Consider the following 14,069-nt stretch of genomic DNA (forward strand, 5'->3'; position numbering starts at 1 on the left):
GTGGAATTTCTACTTGATAGCTGCATAAATTGATGAGTGAAAGTGAGAATTCTATTTCATCATTTTTTGCTCTTATTTAGCGACAAGTCTAATATGAGGAACTTGCAGATGACCAAGACATAAGACCTATTGAAATTATCCAGCAAAAAGACATTAAGTTGATTTGCTATGAGTGGTTTAAACCAGATTCTTAGAGGAAAAGTTAGTGATCGCACTCAGCCGATCAAGCGAGGAAAAGCAAGAATCACCTACCAGAAGCGATGTCTACAACAGGCTATGCTACCTACACACAATAAGCAAGAAAATCTAGTGTTTACAGTAAATTCTGATTAATAATGATTTCGTATGACTGCAACAAACCTTTTAGAACAGGCAAAACAGGGTGATACTCAAGCAATTGCTACCCTGATGAATAAAGCGCTAGAACCCAAAGGAATAACAGTTCAGGTAAGTATCCAAGATGATAGCCTCACCATAATTGCTGAATCTAAAGAAGTTCCAGAACAATCATTTTTGGTTGATTATGTTCACAAAACCATAGCTAAATTAAATTTAGCAAAAATTAAAAGGGTATATATTCGTGGGCAAGTAACTGGTAGTAAGCATCCAGTTTGGCGGCAAACTATTAATTTACAAGAGAATCAGATACTACCAACGTCTATTCTGAATACACAAACTTATTCTTCCAATTTAAAGCCTAAATCAAACCAGTTTAATGTATTTAATGTCTTAGTTCAATTTAGAGAAATAATTAACACTGTCTTTTTAGGGGGAATACTAGGGATACTGGTTTTTAATTTGTGGTGGCAACGACAACCCGACAATTTGCAATATGAATATAAAATTGAAAGCTTTGACGATATTGTTTTTGATAAATGCGGGGAAATGAGTATCTGTTCAGAAATCTAAGTGTATTGATATTACAATGAGAGTGCAATATCTAAGCATAACCGAAACTTTCATACTGTCAAATAAAATGGCATTATTATTTTATATTCTAACCATTTAGGTGATGTTGTGGATGTTAACATCAACAAAGAAAAGCGCCGATTTTACGGTATTTGAGAAGATGGTTCCTTGATAAAAAATGACAGTGATTGTGGAAATGATTTTGCTCAACCCTTAATGCTTTATAAAATATACTATTGCTTTGAAAATGACACTTGGGGAGTAGGATATCGAATTAAAGATACGAAAGAAAAAAAGTGGATGGATGGTTTTAAAACAGCTAGAGAAGCTTGGTTATATAGAGAAGCATTAATTGCCGATGGTATAGCTAAAAGATAAATAAGAATCACGTACCAAAAGCGATCGCCCAGCCTAAAAAATTCTTAGAGGAAATCTACCAAACAATGAGTTATTGGCTATTTCAAGGCAACCCCAAATATTACCGCATCATAGACGGCATCCGGGACTTTGAGCAGATGCCGTGGCTGGCAACGCGCTACGCCAAAGACATGGTCCTTGGTGATGGGGTACTGATTTGGAAATCTGGGGATAAGGCGGGGATATATGCGATCGCAGAGATTATCGAATCCTCTAAGAATATCGAAAACCCTACTGATATCGGTTACTGGATTGACACTAGTCGCGCCATGAATAGAATCTACTCCAAAATTCGTTTTACCAGCAAGCTGATAGAAAAGCCACTGCTAAGAGAAAGCTTAAAACAAGACCCTGTGTTAAAAACTCTGATGGTAATTCGACAGCCAAACGCTACAAACTACAAGGTTACACAACAGGAATGGCAACGTGTACATGAATTGAAAGGATAGCGCAGTTATTTTAGTTTTATATCTAACTGTTGATTGCAATTTTAAACATCAGGTGAGGCATCTAATGAACGGTAATACAAACATAAGAACTAATCAGCAAGTCTTTGAAATCACAGGCGCTCCCGCCCAAGTTTGGGGAAACGTGTTAGTTCCAGCAAGAGGAACAATTATTGTCAAAGTTACAGGTGATACTCTTGTTGGAACAACAAAAACTGGATTAGAAAAAAGAGAAACTTGGATACGCATTCAAAATATTGATTCAGCAGAAACATTAGAAGCCCCTATTTATGCATTATTGGGTTTTGGAGTATTTCTAGCTTTTTCAGCTTTGGGTGCATTCACTAACTCTTCTGGACTAGGTTTAATTTTACTTGTTGCAGCAATAGCCCTAATTGTCTATGCGATAACTAATAAACGGCGGTATTTAGCAATCTACAGCCATCGCAATGCAATTGTTGTTTTCATGAATAAGTCTCCAGAAATTTATCAGCAGTTTGCTATGAATGTGTTGGCATTATCTCGAAAACTCAACACACCCATCAACACACAAACAAAACAAGCTCAAACCCAAATTCAAGCTTAGATAGTTATCAACATGTACATGAGTTGAGAGGTTAGCGATAGCATCTGATCTGGTCAATGTTGAGTCTGAGATTATAAATACCTCACCTCAATATTTGACAAAATAATGGAAAATAGCCATTTAATTAACACAATTTCAACATAACGAAAACTTTATGGGAGAAAAATTACATTTACCTTACTTCGATGGTCCACATGGACGAATTGAGAATTTAGCGATAGAAACCTGTGGCAAGAATCATAATGAACTGCTGTTATTTCCTCACTGGTATAATTATCAGGATAACCAACAAAAGGGGTTACATCATCATCTCTTCGAGGATGATCGACGTTCAGATATAATGGCGTTAGCTTATACAACTAATTTAGATGCAACGGGCAAGCAAGTCAGAGAATACTGGATTAAGGATAGAAACGGTTGGCAACTTACGGATGAATATGATTTTAATCGTTTTATAGAAAGGATGACATCTATTGTTATTGGGTATGCATTTAGAGAAATCGAAGCTAAAAATCGTCATAAAAAGGAACAACTTTGTAGTCAAGCCGAAGCTTTGAGTGCCTCAATGGACTGGAGGGGAGCGCACGAAGTTATAAAGTCACTGCGAGTAGAATGGGAGGCTGTTGGTTCAGCAGGTGAAGACATCAACCAAGACCTCTGGATTCGCTTCCAGTCAGCAGTAGAGAAGTTCTATCAAAGACGGACTAAACACTTTGAGAAGTTAGAATGTCAACAGCAAGAAAACCGGGCCAAGAAGGAGAAGTTGTGTAACCAAGCTGAATCATTAAGTTTTTCAACTTCTTGGAAAGAAACCAGCGAGTCATTTAAGAAATTGCATGAACAATGGAAACAAATTGGGTCGGCAGGACGGAATTACGAAGACGACCTATGGCGACGGTTTAGATCTGGTCAAAATAAGTTTTATGAGCGTCGATCTGCATTCTACAAACAGCGTGATGAAGAACAGCTTGAAAACTTAGAACGAAAGAAAAACTTATGTAAAATGGCTGAGTTGCTCGTCTACAAAAGTGATACCAGAACTGCAACACAAACAGTAAAGGAACTACAAGCAGAATGGAAGACCATTGGCTATGTCCCGCGTGAACAAGCTGACGAAATTTGGAACCGTTTTCAAATTGCCTGTAACCGTGTTTTTGATCTAGCAAAAGAGGAGAGAGAACGAAAGCAGTCTCAATGGCGGAGCCAAATGCAAGAGACACTAAATCTCAAACGTGCTCAAGTTATAAAACTTAGAGATTCAATTGAACATGATGAAGGTAATACTTCTCGATGGCGTGACACCATTAACAATCTTCGTCTGGGTGGGCGAGCAGATCAAATACGATACGAACTCTCAAACAAGATAGTAGATGTTGAAAACAAAATCTGTTCTAAACGTGAACATTTATATCAACTTGAGTCATCAATCAGAGAGATTGAATCAAAGTTGCAATGAAGTGCGTTGTAGAAAGAAAAACTTGTAAGCCTGGTAAAGGTAATACAGAGCGCGATCATTTTTTCGATTTCCAAGCGCTGCCATATACATAGAAATGGTTATTTTGACTCACGGTGTTCCAGCAACTGCGACAAACAAAGCCTCATTGACACGACTCGTAATATTTCACGATGGTATTTCACTGGCTCCGATTGATGAGAAAGCGTGCAATGTTTTTGACGCTATCGCCCCATTATTTAAATTCCTGCAATTGATAAAACATTAAACATTGGTCGCCGCTATAAACCATATAAGTAACTAAACAAAATTAATTACATATTTTTTACCAAATTCTCGGAGAATATTTTCCACAGATGCTACAAAAGTTTGCCAATTTTTGTAAGCATTAATTTCAATCCATTGATACTTAATGAACCGCCACAAAATTTCAATTAAATTTAACTCAGGTGAATAGGCAGGTAATTGAAAAATGGTAATACCACGTTCTGACCATTCTTCAATTTTATCAAGAATCATATCACTGGTATGAATAGATGATTGCTCGACAACAATCACCGTCGGTTTATCTACCTGAGGAAAGAAAGCATCAATACAAGCAATAATTACATCTGAATTAATGCTTTGAGATGAAATATAAGCTTCAAGGTGATGATTTCGATTCCTAATTCCTAAAACATTTAAGCGCGAACTACGCCGACTAGGAATAGTTAAATACTCTCCGATATCTTGCCATCCATAAGGAACAGAAGGAATCAGACAAAATCCGGTTTCATCTAAGTAATACAAATTAATTTTACCTTCGTCTTCTAATTGTTGAAAATCTGTTAAGTGTGCTGATTTTTCCTGATATTCTATAGGGTCCGGCTTTCCTCCAACATCTCGTTGCATTCGATGCCAACTCATATAAAACTTTTTCAATATTCTTTTAATAGTTTCAGTGCTAACTTCAATATCCCATTCTGATTTAATCTTTTGTAGCGTCTTTTTTAATTGTCTTGGCTCAAGTTTTGCCCAATCTCTAATTTGTGCTTCTTGTTCTGGTTTAAATATTCGTTTTCGCCCTCTTCCTGGTTTATTATAAAGTCCTACCATCCCTTCTGATTCCCAGCGATTTATCCAGTTATAGATGGTCTTATAACTAACCTGAAAAATTCTCATTAATTCTTCTAACTCTACTCCCTGAGCAGCTAAAATTAAGAAATGCGCTCTTTGACGCACCTGATGATATCGACTTTGGCGATAGATGCGCTCCAGTAGTTTTAATGACAAGGGATTAATTTCTCTCAAAAAAATCATTTAAACCCTAATTATTATCTAGGTAAACCCTGGATTGTATTATATATTGATTTGTGTAATTAATTTTGTTTGATTACTTACCCCTTCACCTTATCATCACACCCATTCTTATGGGAAGACTAACAGTAGGAGCGATCGCCCCCTCCCATGATTTTAGCCTACCGTTGCCAGCACTTATCTCAAGTCAGTAGTAAACCAATTTTGGTGCTGTGCTTCAACGTCTCTCTTGCTGCCAAACTCCGACAGACTATCCAAGATAAAAACAAAGTCAGCCGCATCAAGGTGCGGCATTTTCATGGATGGTGCATGGATTTACTCAAAAAGTATGACATCCCCAGACCCGACTCTAGAGAGTATCAAGGTGAAGCTTATATAGAAGAACTGGTTAACAGAGTAATTACCGCCGTTGATGCTAAATTAGTACCGGCTGGCACGTATGGCGCTGTGATGTTGGATGAAGGACACGACTTTAAACCAGAGTGGCTAAAGTTAATTGTCCAAATGGTAGACCCAGAAACAAACTCCCTGCTGGTGCTGTATGACGATGCTCAAAATCTCTACGGAGAAAAACGCAATCAGAAATTCAGTTTTAAGAGTGTAGGCATTCAAGCACAGGGACGCACCACCATATTCAAACTCAACTACCGCAACACAGAGCAGGTGTTAGGGGTAGCCTATGAATTTGCTAAAGAAGTGATGACCCCCACCACCGGGGATGATGACCAACAAATATTGGTAGAACCTGCCAGTGCAGGACGGCAAGGCCCTAAACCAAACCTAATCCGCTTACCCAGTTTTAAACATGAGGTAGATTACTTAGCCCAACGAGTGCAACAATTACACGAGCGAGATATCCCCTGGAACAAAATAGCAATTATTTACCGCCTTAGATTCATGGGCGAAGACATCTACAACCACTTCCAACAAGCCCAAATCCCGGTAGAGTGGGTAAACGCCAATAGTGAAAGCCGCAACTATAACCCGGACGAGCCAAGCATCAAACTTATAACCATGCACTCATCTAAAGGCTAGAGTTTCCAGTGGTTTGCATCCCAGGCATTGGTTTTATGCCTGAGCAGTATAATACACCCGAAGAAGAAGCGCGGTTATTGTATGTGGCGATGACACGGGCAATTGAGCAATTGATTATGAGTTGCGATCGCTCATCCCAATTTACCACTCGTTTGGAGACAGTATTAGACAAAGGTCGCAGTTAAAGCAGCATGATTCTTAGAGGAAACTTATATGGGTCAGTATGAGCGATCGTACCAATCAAGTTCATGATTGCAGTTGCTAGCAAGGAATAGCGAAACTAACTGTCCATCGTGAAATGAAGTGCGTATTTCAGACATTCTCAATCATGTTTATCAAAGTCACAACAAACTATGAAGTTACTAAGCCAACGATAAATAAAAGTAACCCTACTCCCCAGAAAATAAGCGCCTTGGTTTGCCGTGTATTTCTTGTTGTTCCAAAAAAAAGTATATATCCAGGAATCAGCAGACACAAAAATCCTTTTAAAAGAGAGACACGAAATGCTTTAACTACAATGTATAGTTGAGCAACGATAGTTATTATCCAACCAATAAGCACTACATAGGAACTTAGAGTACGCATATTAACTGACAATGTTTATATCGAGGCATTATACAGAATTTTTCCGCCAACAAAGGAAACTAGAGGAGCATAGGCATCGCTCATCCGAATTTACCAGTTGTTTAGAGACAGCACTCTTCAAGGTCGCAGTTAAAGCAGCATAATTCAAGTGAGGAAACTTTATATATGGGTTCTGATGAGCGTAGGCGCAGCCTGTCGTAGACATCGCCCCAATTCTTAGAGGAAAACTCAAAAGCGATCACTCCCATTCAAGCGAGGAAACCCCAGCAGGCATCGCGGCTTGCAACAGAAGCAGGGCGGCCGCATCATGTCAACAAGAAAAGTTGATTTTCAATAAGCTGAAAATTAGTCTCATTAATAGCTGCTTATTGACATAGGTTGAGCGTAGGCGTAGCCCGCACTTCGACAAGCTCAGTGACCATCGTAGACATTGCTTTGAAGCTTGGAAAACAAATCAAACGAGAAATGCTGATTAAATCGATTGATTCTCAACCTCAGTAGTGAGCAAGTATAATTTAGATGCATTTGCCCTGGTATAGAAAGCGATCGCTACACACATTGACTTGTTTATTGATATTAGGCGTTAATGTGCAGCAGACTTGTTGTAAATATATGAATATCACCCAATGTCGTATCTAACAACTAGGATTGCTAAAGATGGACTCCGACCCGATTAAAGACCTAGAGATTATTAGACTTCTTGCAAAAGTCGCCAGTGATGTGAGATAAGTAAGTGAGAGTGAGGTAATAAATATGACCTATGAACAGGTTAAAAGCCTGAAGTCAGAAGACTTCAAACGCTTGTGTGGCGTGCGTCCAGAAACTTTTAGGCAGATGATTGAGGTAGCGCGATCGCAAAGCACTCCAAAACGCAAAACTGGACGACCAGGTAAATTGAGTTTAGAAGACCAATTATTAATGACTTTGGAATATTGGAGCGGAGCCGGAGACGCTCCGCCTCCGGAGAGTACCGAACTTACTTCCATATAGGACAATCTTGGGGAGTGAACGAGTCAACAGCATATCGAATTATTCGTAAAGTTGAAGATATTCTCAGTAATTCTAGAACTTTCACACTTCCGGGAAAAAAGAAATTGCTTCCATCTGATTCTCAGATTAAGGTAGTGGTAGTTGACGTGACGGAAAGCCCAATAGAGCGTCCCAAAAAAAACAAAAGTATTTCTACAGTGGAAAAAAGAAACGACATACATTGAAGTCACAGATAGTGGTAAACCAAGAGACTGGTGAAATTGTATGTACGGCTCATGGTAAGGGAAAATAGCATGATTTCAAAATATTTAAAAATAGCAAAGTCCGATTGGAAGAAAATATTGAATGCTTGGGAGATAAAGGATATCAAGGTATTCACAAAATCCATTTCAACAGTCGAATACCAAAAAAGAAACCTCGCGGTGGTCAGTTGAGCTATGAAGATAAAAAAAGTAATCAGGATTTAGCAAGAGTCAGAGTATTAGGCGAACATGTAAATAGAAAACTCAAGATTTTTAAAATTTTGTCAGACCGTTATAGAAATCGGAGAAAAAGATTTAGTTTGAGATTTAATCTAATAGCGGGTTTGTACAATTATGAACTTCATCTAATTAAAGTTGAAGCTACTTGAATGACTTTTGCAAGAGGTCTATTGCTCATGTCTTGACAATTGCTAAAACTCATAAAATTAGTGAAAAAGAAGCTTTAGATTTCTATTTCTAAAAAATTGAATTTGAACTCGAACATAAAAAATCAAAAGACACAAGTTTATCTGACAGTTTAAAATCAAGTTTAAGTCCCCAAAATTGGGAATCAGTGATGAAGTATGTACGTCATCATCCCAGCAATGAAGAACTTTCTCAAGCATACTACCAAGCTAAAAATGAGGGAAAGTTAAAGCCAGCTAAACTATTAGTGGGTGGGGATTTTTATTTTAGAAATTCTGATTTTGTGGGTAAGAAGTATCTAGAACCAGGGATTATTCTTGAAACCGAAGTGTACGATAACACAATTGGTCATGTTTGGCTATCTCCAATTGAGTGCGAATTTGTTTTGATAGATGAACTGGAATTTATTTAAGATTGGTTTGATAAACTTTTTGATAGCCCAGGTGCAAAAGCGAACTAACCATCAACTAACGCATCAATAGTTGATGGTTCAACTGAGAAATAGTATTCTTTATCGGGCAGTTTGCAAATCCAATATCCTTCCTTCTTATCCCATTGATTAAACCCAATTTGACCTCTAATAGCTTTGCAGGCCATCGCCTTAGGGGTGCTAAAAGTTCTAAATTACGCGCCCTGGCATTCCAGGCTCATTTTGGTAAAGAATCCAAATTTCTTGGTTCATAGAGAGCAGCACTAATTTTTCATCAACATTTAATCAATCACATTACAGCAGCTTTCAGTTCTGGGAGAAAGCGATCACTCCCACCCAATTCTTAGAGGAAAAAAAGAGCAATCGCTGTTTTACTATGTATTTTCTAGTACATTACTAGCCAGTTGTAGAGAAGCGATGACCGAGCGCTGTGGGTTGCTGAGTTCTTCTACAGCGTTGGGTCAACTTAGGCGATTTGTGGCTGTTCTGTTGATATCTCATTTAAACGGCAATTCAGAGACGAGTGATGCCAAATTGCCAGAACTTTTGAACGTGTCGGTGTCACTTCAACTTTTACAAGCGTTCGCGAGTAGCGTCTCGTAGAGAGGAAAACCCAAGAGCGACGACACCGGACAGCCCCTTAAAGTAGACATCGCCTTTCAGCATTTACCAGCCGCCTGGAGGCAGTATTAGGTAAAGTTAATTGGTAGGTGCGTCGCTCATAATTCTTAGAGGAAACTTCGAGCGTTCGCAACTAGCAAATGAGAGAACCCAGTCGTAGCGATCGCACCCCATGTTGATCATGTCGTTAATTCCAAATACGTTAGCAACCTTCATAGCTCTTTTCCCAATCGCTAATCCAATCGGTGCAGTTCCGGTTTTTTACAGTTTAACAGCGAGGGAAACATCATCTGAGCGTCATCAGCAGGCAAAACAAACTGCCACAAATGTCGTTCTAGTTTTAACTGTGTTTTTAGTCGCTGGCAGATGGATACTAGAATTTTTTGGAATCTCACTAAATGTGTTGCGAGTGGCAGGCGGATTACTTGTTACTCATACAGCGTGGGAAATGGTTACAGTTCGTCAACGACTAACTCCATCAGAAAATGATGAGGCTATAAATAAAGAGGATATTTCTTTTACACCAATGGCAATCCCATTGGTCAGTGGGCCTGGAGCAATTGGGGTAGTAACGAGTTTATCGATTAGCTTTAATGATTGGGTAGACTATCTAGAATCTTTAGTGGGAATTGTTTTAATCGGGATTAGCCTTTACCTGTGCCTCGTCTTAGGAGAGCCACTGATTAACAGGTTAGGAAAAAATGGTGTAGGAGCTTTAAATCGAGTTTTTGGTTTTTTCATCCTCGCAATTGGTGTAGGGTTTATTTCTGATGGTTTTATTTCCTTATTGAAAGATGCATTCCATATTCAAGTAAAATAATCTGAATTTAATTTGACTATACATCACGTTCTTATATCAGCCAGAAGTGGGCGTATTTCTTTGTCGGCGCAGCCAAAAAGCCGCCCCCATCATGCCTATAAGAGCCGACGCAGTGGTAGTGCTTGGCTCTGGAATGTTTTTTGAAAATACCTGAATGGTTCCACTGACTTTTGATTTGCCTGTGGTCGGAATATTTGGGTCTAGACTGATTTGATAAACCTCTCTAAGGGTAAGTGTGCCGACAGCGCCTTTAAATAAACCTTCACCACTAGTAATAGTAAAAATATTCGTGGCAGTGCCTTTTGAGGAGAGAAAGTCAATTACTCCAGTAGCATTATTTGTGCCAAACAATTTATTACTGCCGTTACCAAACAACACCACCTCGCCTACTGGCAAGCCTTGCAAGCCAAATGTGGCGGCATCTGTGTTAAATCGCAACTCTCCAGTAGTAAAGTTAACTTGGCTATATGTTAAACCGCTAACTTTCGTTAAATCATAAGGAGCATCAATACTTTGCCCTGAAATAGTTGTTACTGAAACATCTGGCGTGATGGGTTTAGACGTGGAGAATACGTCATAAGTGGCATTGAATGTATAAAGCTGTTGTGCCGTCGCACTTTTTACATCTAGCCCAAAACCAATACTCGCCAAGGCGACTGTTACAAGCCATGCAGTGTATGAGCAATGCATATTAATTAGTGGGACTTAAACATTTTTGAGGAATAAATAAGCCTCAAACCCTTGCGGGGTAAGGGAAATACACCAAATGCCCGAAAACGCCTGAAACCCAGATATATTAACAAACCAAGCAAAACAATGTCAAAACCCTTTGAGATATACGTTTGAGGTCATTTTATCGGTGTTTTTTGCCTAAGTCCCACTAGTCCAGCCGCAGAGTCAACAACAAAGTAAAGACACGCATCGCCGGGGCTATCTGCTGGCATCCTCCAAAACGAGAGTGATCGCACCTGTAACTGCAACGGATCAATCCGGTCTGGGTCGCAGTGGTTAGGTGCAATGTCAAACAGTGTCACCTGTTTTGCTGGTTGACTTTCCCTCACCCGTTGCTGATAATCCAAAATTTGCGCTTTCCACTTCAGCAGGGCATCAGCACTCATCACCAGCACCTCTGCTCTACGTGCTGGTGTGGGTTTCACGTCTGGAAATAAGTTTAGCTAGATTGGGTTCCAAGGGTATTACGGGGAGCGTGCCGACTAGCTGATTATCCCCCAGAACTGAATCGAGTAAACCTGTTAACGGGTTTAGGGGAGCGATCGCACTCCTGTAATCACTATCGCCTATATTCAACAATTGCAATAAACACAGGACTTACGTAACTGGCACAAGCAATGGTGCGCGAAGCGCACCGAGCGCCCAAAAACTACACAGAAGACATAGCAATATCTGGACGTTTTAGTTGCTCAATTAAATAATTAAAAAGCAGATTGTGCTTGAGCTTATAAATAGTTTGACCTGTTTGATAAGCTAAACTTTTAAGTCTTAGCCAAACTAACATAGCGCAAGCAATATGATTTCTTTGAAGACGAGCTTTACGGCATTGACATGATTCAATGCCAGTTAGTTGCTTTATTTCTCTATGAAACTCCTCTATTTTCCAACGGATTTTACACACCTGTTGTGTAACATCAGTAGAAGTTTGAGATAAATCGTTGGTTGCGACATAATCCGTCCTATCGGTAGAGATAGTAACCTGGAAAAGTTTCACTTTTTTCTCAGCAGGAAATACTTTAACTTTTATGATTTTACCACATTTTAAATCTTAATTATTCCATTCTAAAGATTCAACATTCTTATATTTTTCTTTACCAAAACTATCATCCACTAAACGGTTAGTCTTTAAAGGACAATAATAAACTTTATCTAGACTATCGATATAAAGCATTAAATTATTGACCGCATACCAAGTATCCATTAAAACTATATCGAAAGGTACAATCTTTTGATATACAAGCCCTTATAGCATATTTTTCACATGGTCAATCTTGGTTAAACCATCATTGTCTGGATTGAAAATCCGATAATCTATTACCCAGAAATTGAGAGTTTTAGGATTAACATATATGCAACTTACTATTCCTATCCCTCTAACAACACCATGTTCATTCCCACTATACTGCCTTCGTACTATTTCTATTTCCTCAGAAAATCTTTTATCTAAAACTGGATCATCAAATATAATATAAGCATCCTCGTCAGGGACAATTAAATCTTTGACATTATCCCAAAGTAAACGAGGAGTTAATTTTTCATTATTTAAATAATAATTAATTTTATCATGACTAATATTTTCTAAGTGTTCTGCTAGATTAGTCATTGTATAGTTAATTTGGCTGCTCAGTAAATATTGACAATAATTAAGTTTAGTAAATCTCATCACTAACCAACTTTTTTATGCACCTTATATCAATTTTCTCATAAAATTTTGAACAACAAGATACATTATTGATTATTGTTACTAATTCGAGTAAAGCCAATCAAACACATTCTCGCTCAATCAATACTGATGTACTACTAATTAGCGATCGCACTGTGCCAGTTGCGTAAGTCCTGAAACAGTTCAGTTTAGTAGAGTGTCACCCCACTGTTGTAAGCGTTCACGAAACTGGTGTAGTCGTACTCGACTTGAGTTGCATACTCTAGAGCAAAGTTAACAATCTCATCAAAAAATACAGCCTTGTTAGGGCTGGTGATATCAGTCACTTGCTTGTCAACGCTGTAAGGAATAATGGTAGCATCGTAATCTTGATCGGAGATAGCATGGTTCTTAGCAACGACCTTACCTGCATATCCCATCGCATCCATGAATTTTGATTTAGTGGTTAGTAAGGTATAGTCGAAGTCCACCTGGTAAGGGGATTTTTCATGCAGCATAAAGGGGATACCACTGACCGTAGTGTAGCCAACCAACGGGTCAGTATTAGAAAGCATCGCTTTGGTGGCGATTGTCACCCTCGCCCCTTGATGATTTCCATAGACTGAACTTGGTAGTAAACCTGGAACTGCGATCGCCACGGCGCTACTGCCTTCTTGCTTCATCTCCAAAATGCGATCGTCGTCGGTTGCTGAAGTTGGGCCCTCAATCAGCAAGTAATACCGATACTTACCAAGACTACCAATACCGGAACCTAATTTGAGACGAATATCTTTTAGGGTGTAGTAGCTATTGCTGTAACGCTTACTGCTAGGAATTGAAGCAATGTAGCTGCTCATTGCCCCAGTAATATCTGAGTAGGTACTGCTGGATATAGGCTGGAGTTCAGAGGTTGTCTGAAAAACTCGATTGCTACTACTATTTAGCAGCGTGTACTTATTTAGCAAACTAGAGCGGCTCTTGGCTGCTGCCTGTTGAATTAAATCCTTGACTACACCATTGGTATTGCTCTGTTGCAAACGGTATGATAGCTCGTCGTTAGTCCCCTTAGGGACTTCCAGAAAATAAATTAGACCTCTTGCAAAAGTCCCATGACCGTGGGAAAAGTAGCTTAGAGCTTTCTTGAAATCTATGAGCTACGAAAAGGTAAAGAACCTGAAACCAGAAGAATTCAAACGCCTGTGTGGTGTGCATCCGGAGACTTTTAGCCAGATGACAGAGGTAGTGCGATCACGCTCAAAAATCAAGCTGAAAACAGGACGACCTGGGAAACTGAGTCTGGAAAACCAATTATTGATGACATTGGAATATTGGAGGGAGTACCGCACATACTTTCATATTGGCCAATCTTGGGGAGTGAACGAGTCAACAGCATATCGTATTATTCGTAAAATTGAAGATATTCTCATCAGTTCAAGAGA

At 39.1% G+C, this 14,069-nt stretch carries 14 protein-coding genes and 2 pseudogenes; 11 read left to right on the forward strand and 5 right to left on the reverse strand.

All coding sequences use genetic code 11. The features are described from left to right. Positions 1-345: 345 nt before the first annotated feature. The 5 genes from V7K56_RS22815 (at position 346) to V7K56_RS22835 (ending at position 3,814) form a co-directional block, all read left to right on the forward strand. Entirely contained in the window at positions 346-909 is a 564-nt protein-coding gene (locus V7K56_RS22815) for a hypothetical protein (RefSeq protein WP_334913857.1), read from the forward strand. A gap of 168 nt (positions 910-1,077) precedes the next feature. Continuing rightward, positions 1,078-1,287: a hypothetical protein gene (locus V7K56_RS22820; protein WP_334913859.1), complete on the forward strand. Its 210-nt coding sequence runs from the start codon at positions 1,078-1,080 to the stop codon at positions 1,285-1,287. A 65-nt stretch (positions 1,288-1,352) separates the two neighbouring features. Next, positions 1,353-1,775 (forward strand): EVE domain-containing protein, encoded by a 423-nt coding sequence (locus tag V7K56_RS22825; protein ID WP_334913861.1) that lies wholly within the window; start codon positions 1,353-1,355, stop codon positions 1,773-1,775. A 64-nt stretch (positions 1,776-1,839) separates the two neighbouring features. Further along, complete coding sequence (locus V7K56_RS22830; protein ID WP_334913863.1) at positions 1,840-2,358, forward strand: hypothetical protein; 519 nt, start codon at positions 1,840-1,842, stop codon at positions 2,356-2,358. Positions 2,359-2,512: 154 nt separating this feature from the next. Next, positions 2,513-3,814 carry a DUF349 domain-containing protein gene (locus V7K56_RS22835; RefSeq protein WP_334913865.1) on the forward strand — a complete coding sequence of 434 codons (1,302 nt, stop codon included), beginning with the start codon at positions 2,513-2,515 and terminating at the stop codon, positions 3,812-3,814. 297 nt (positions 3,815-4,111) lie between these two features. On the opposite strand, the gene V7K56_RS22840 is transcribed toward V7K56_RS22835, so the two are convergent. Beyond that, the gene (locus V7K56_RS22840) at positions 4,112-5,110 is read right to left on the reverse strand and encodes an IS630 family transposase (RefSeq protein WP_334913867.1); all 999 of its coding nucleotides are present in this window, start codon (positions 5,108-5,110) and stop codon (positions 4,112-4,114) included. Positions 5,111-5,257: 147 nt separating this feature from the next. On the opposite strand from V7K56_RS22840, the gene V7K56_RS22845 reads away from it, so the two are divergent. The 5 genes and pseudogenes from V7K56_RS22845 (at position 5,258) to V7K56_RS22865 (ending at position 10,256) form a co-directional block, all read left to right on the forward strand. Beyond that, positions 5,258-6,142, forward strand: coding sequence for a 3'-5' exonuclease (locus V7K56_RS22845; RefSeq protein WP_334913869.1), 885 nt, complete (start codon positions 5,258-5,260; stop codon positions 6,140-6,142). A gap of 35 nt (positions 6,143-6,177) precedes the next feature. Further along, the gene (locus V7K56_RS22850) at positions 6,178-6,327 is read left to right on the forward strand and encodes a 3'-5' exonuclease (protein WP_334913871.1); all 150 of its coding nucleotides are present in this window, start codon (positions 6,178-6,180) and stop codon (positions 6,325-6,327) included. A gap of 1,153 nt (positions 6,328-7,480) precedes the next feature. Further along, positions 7,481-8,348, forward strand: a pseudogene (locus V7K56_RS22855) (IS5 family transposase). 188 nt (positions 8,349-8,536) lie between these two features. After that, positions 8,537-8,797 (forward strand): hypothetical protein, encoded by a 261-nt coding sequence (locus V7K56_RS22860; protein WP_334913873.1) that lies wholly within the window; start codon positions 8,537-8,539, stop codon positions 8,795-8,797. Between the two features lie 820 nt (positions 8,798-9,617). After that, the gene (locus tag V7K56_RS22865; protein ID WP_334913875.1) at positions 9,618-10,256 is read left to right on the forward strand and encodes a MarC family protein; all 639 of its coding nucleotides are present in this window, start codon (positions 9,618-9,620) and stop codon (positions 10,254-10,256) included. Between the two features lie 36 nt (positions 10,257-10,292). Here V7K56_RS22865 and V7K56_RS22870 read toward each other — a convergent pair whose 3' ends face one another. From V7K56_RS22870 to V7K56_RS22885, 4 genes and pseudogenes are all read right to left on the reverse strand, one after another. Continuing rightward, positions 10,293-10,946, reverse strand: a complete 654-nt coding sequence (locus V7K56_RS22870; RefSeq protein WP_334913877.1) for a hypothetical protein — start codon at positions 10,944-10,946, stop codon at positions 10,293-10,295. Positions 10,947-11,104: 158 nt separating this feature from the next. Then, complete coding sequence (locus tag V7K56_RS22875; protein WP_334913878.1) at positions 11,105-11,413, reverse strand: hypothetical protein; 309 nt, start codon at positions 11,411-11,413, stop codon at positions 11,105-11,107. 224 nt (positions 11,414-11,637) lie between these two features. Then, positions 11,638-12,651, reverse strand: a pseudogene (locus V7K56_RS22880) (IS701 family transposase). Positions 12,652-12,839: 188 nt separating this feature from the next. Further along, entirely contained in the window at positions 12,840-13,667 is an 828-nt protein-coding gene (locus tag V7K56_RS22885) for a DUF2252 family protein (RefSeq protein ID WP_334913879.1), read from the reverse strand. A 112-nt stretch (positions 13,668-13,779) separates the two neighbouring features. On the opposite strand from V7K56_RS22885, the gene V7K56_RS22890 reads away from it, so the two are divergent. Next, a partial coding sequence (locus V7K56_RS22890; RefSeq protein WP_334913880.1) for a helix-turn-helix domain-containing protein occupies positions 13,780-14,069 on the forward strand: 290 nt, incomplete at its 3' end.

Origin of the sequence: Nostoc sp., from assembly GCF_036917535.1 — a bacterium.
GTDB lineage: Bacteria > Cyanobacteriota > Cyanobacteriia > Cyanobacteriales > Nostocaceae > Nostoc.

Excerpts from the sequence above, each read along its gene's own strand:
- V7K56_RS22850 (WP_334913871.1), top strand. The coding sequence starts at position 6,178 with ATGCCTGAGCAGTATAATACACCCGAAGAAGAAGCGCGGTTATTGTAT.
- V7K56_RS22870 (WP_334913877.1), bottom strand. The coding sequence starts at position 10,946 with ATGCATTGCTCATACACTGCATGGCTTGTAACAGTCGCCTTGGCGAGT.
- V7K56_RS22815 (WP_334913857.1), top strand. The coding sequence starts at position 346 with ATGACTGCAACAAACCTTTTAGAACAGGCAAAACAGGGTGATACTCAA.
- V7K56_RS22845 (WP_334913869.1), top strand. The coding sequence starts at position 5,258 with ATGATTTTAGCCTACCGTTGCCAGCACTTATCTCAAGTCAGTAGTAAA.
- V7K56_RS22825 (WP_334913861.1), top strand. The coding sequence starts at position 1,353 with ATGAGTTATTGGCTATTTCAAGGCAACCCCAAATATTACCGCATCATA.
- V7K56_RS22840 (WP_334913867.1), bottom strand. The coding sequence starts at position 5,110 with ATGATTTTTTTGAGAGAAATTAATCCCTTGTCATTAAAACTACTGGAG.
- V7K56_RS22835 (WP_334913865.1), top strand. The coding sequence starts at position 2,513 with ATGGGAGAAAAATTACATTTACCTTACTTCGATGGTCCACATGGACGA.
- V7K56_RS22865 (WP_334913875.1), top strand. The coding sequence starts at position 9,618 with ATGTCGTTAATTCCAAATACGTTAGCAACCTTCATAGCTCTTTTCCCA.
- V7K56_RS22830 (WP_334913863.1), top strand. The coding sequence starts at position 1,840 with ATGAACGGTAATACAAACATAAGAACTAATCAGCAAGTCTTTGAAATC.
- V7K56_RS22860 (WP_334913873.1), top strand. The coding sequence starts at position 8,537 with ATGAAGTATGTACGTCATCATCCCAGCAATGAAGAACTTTCTCAAGCA.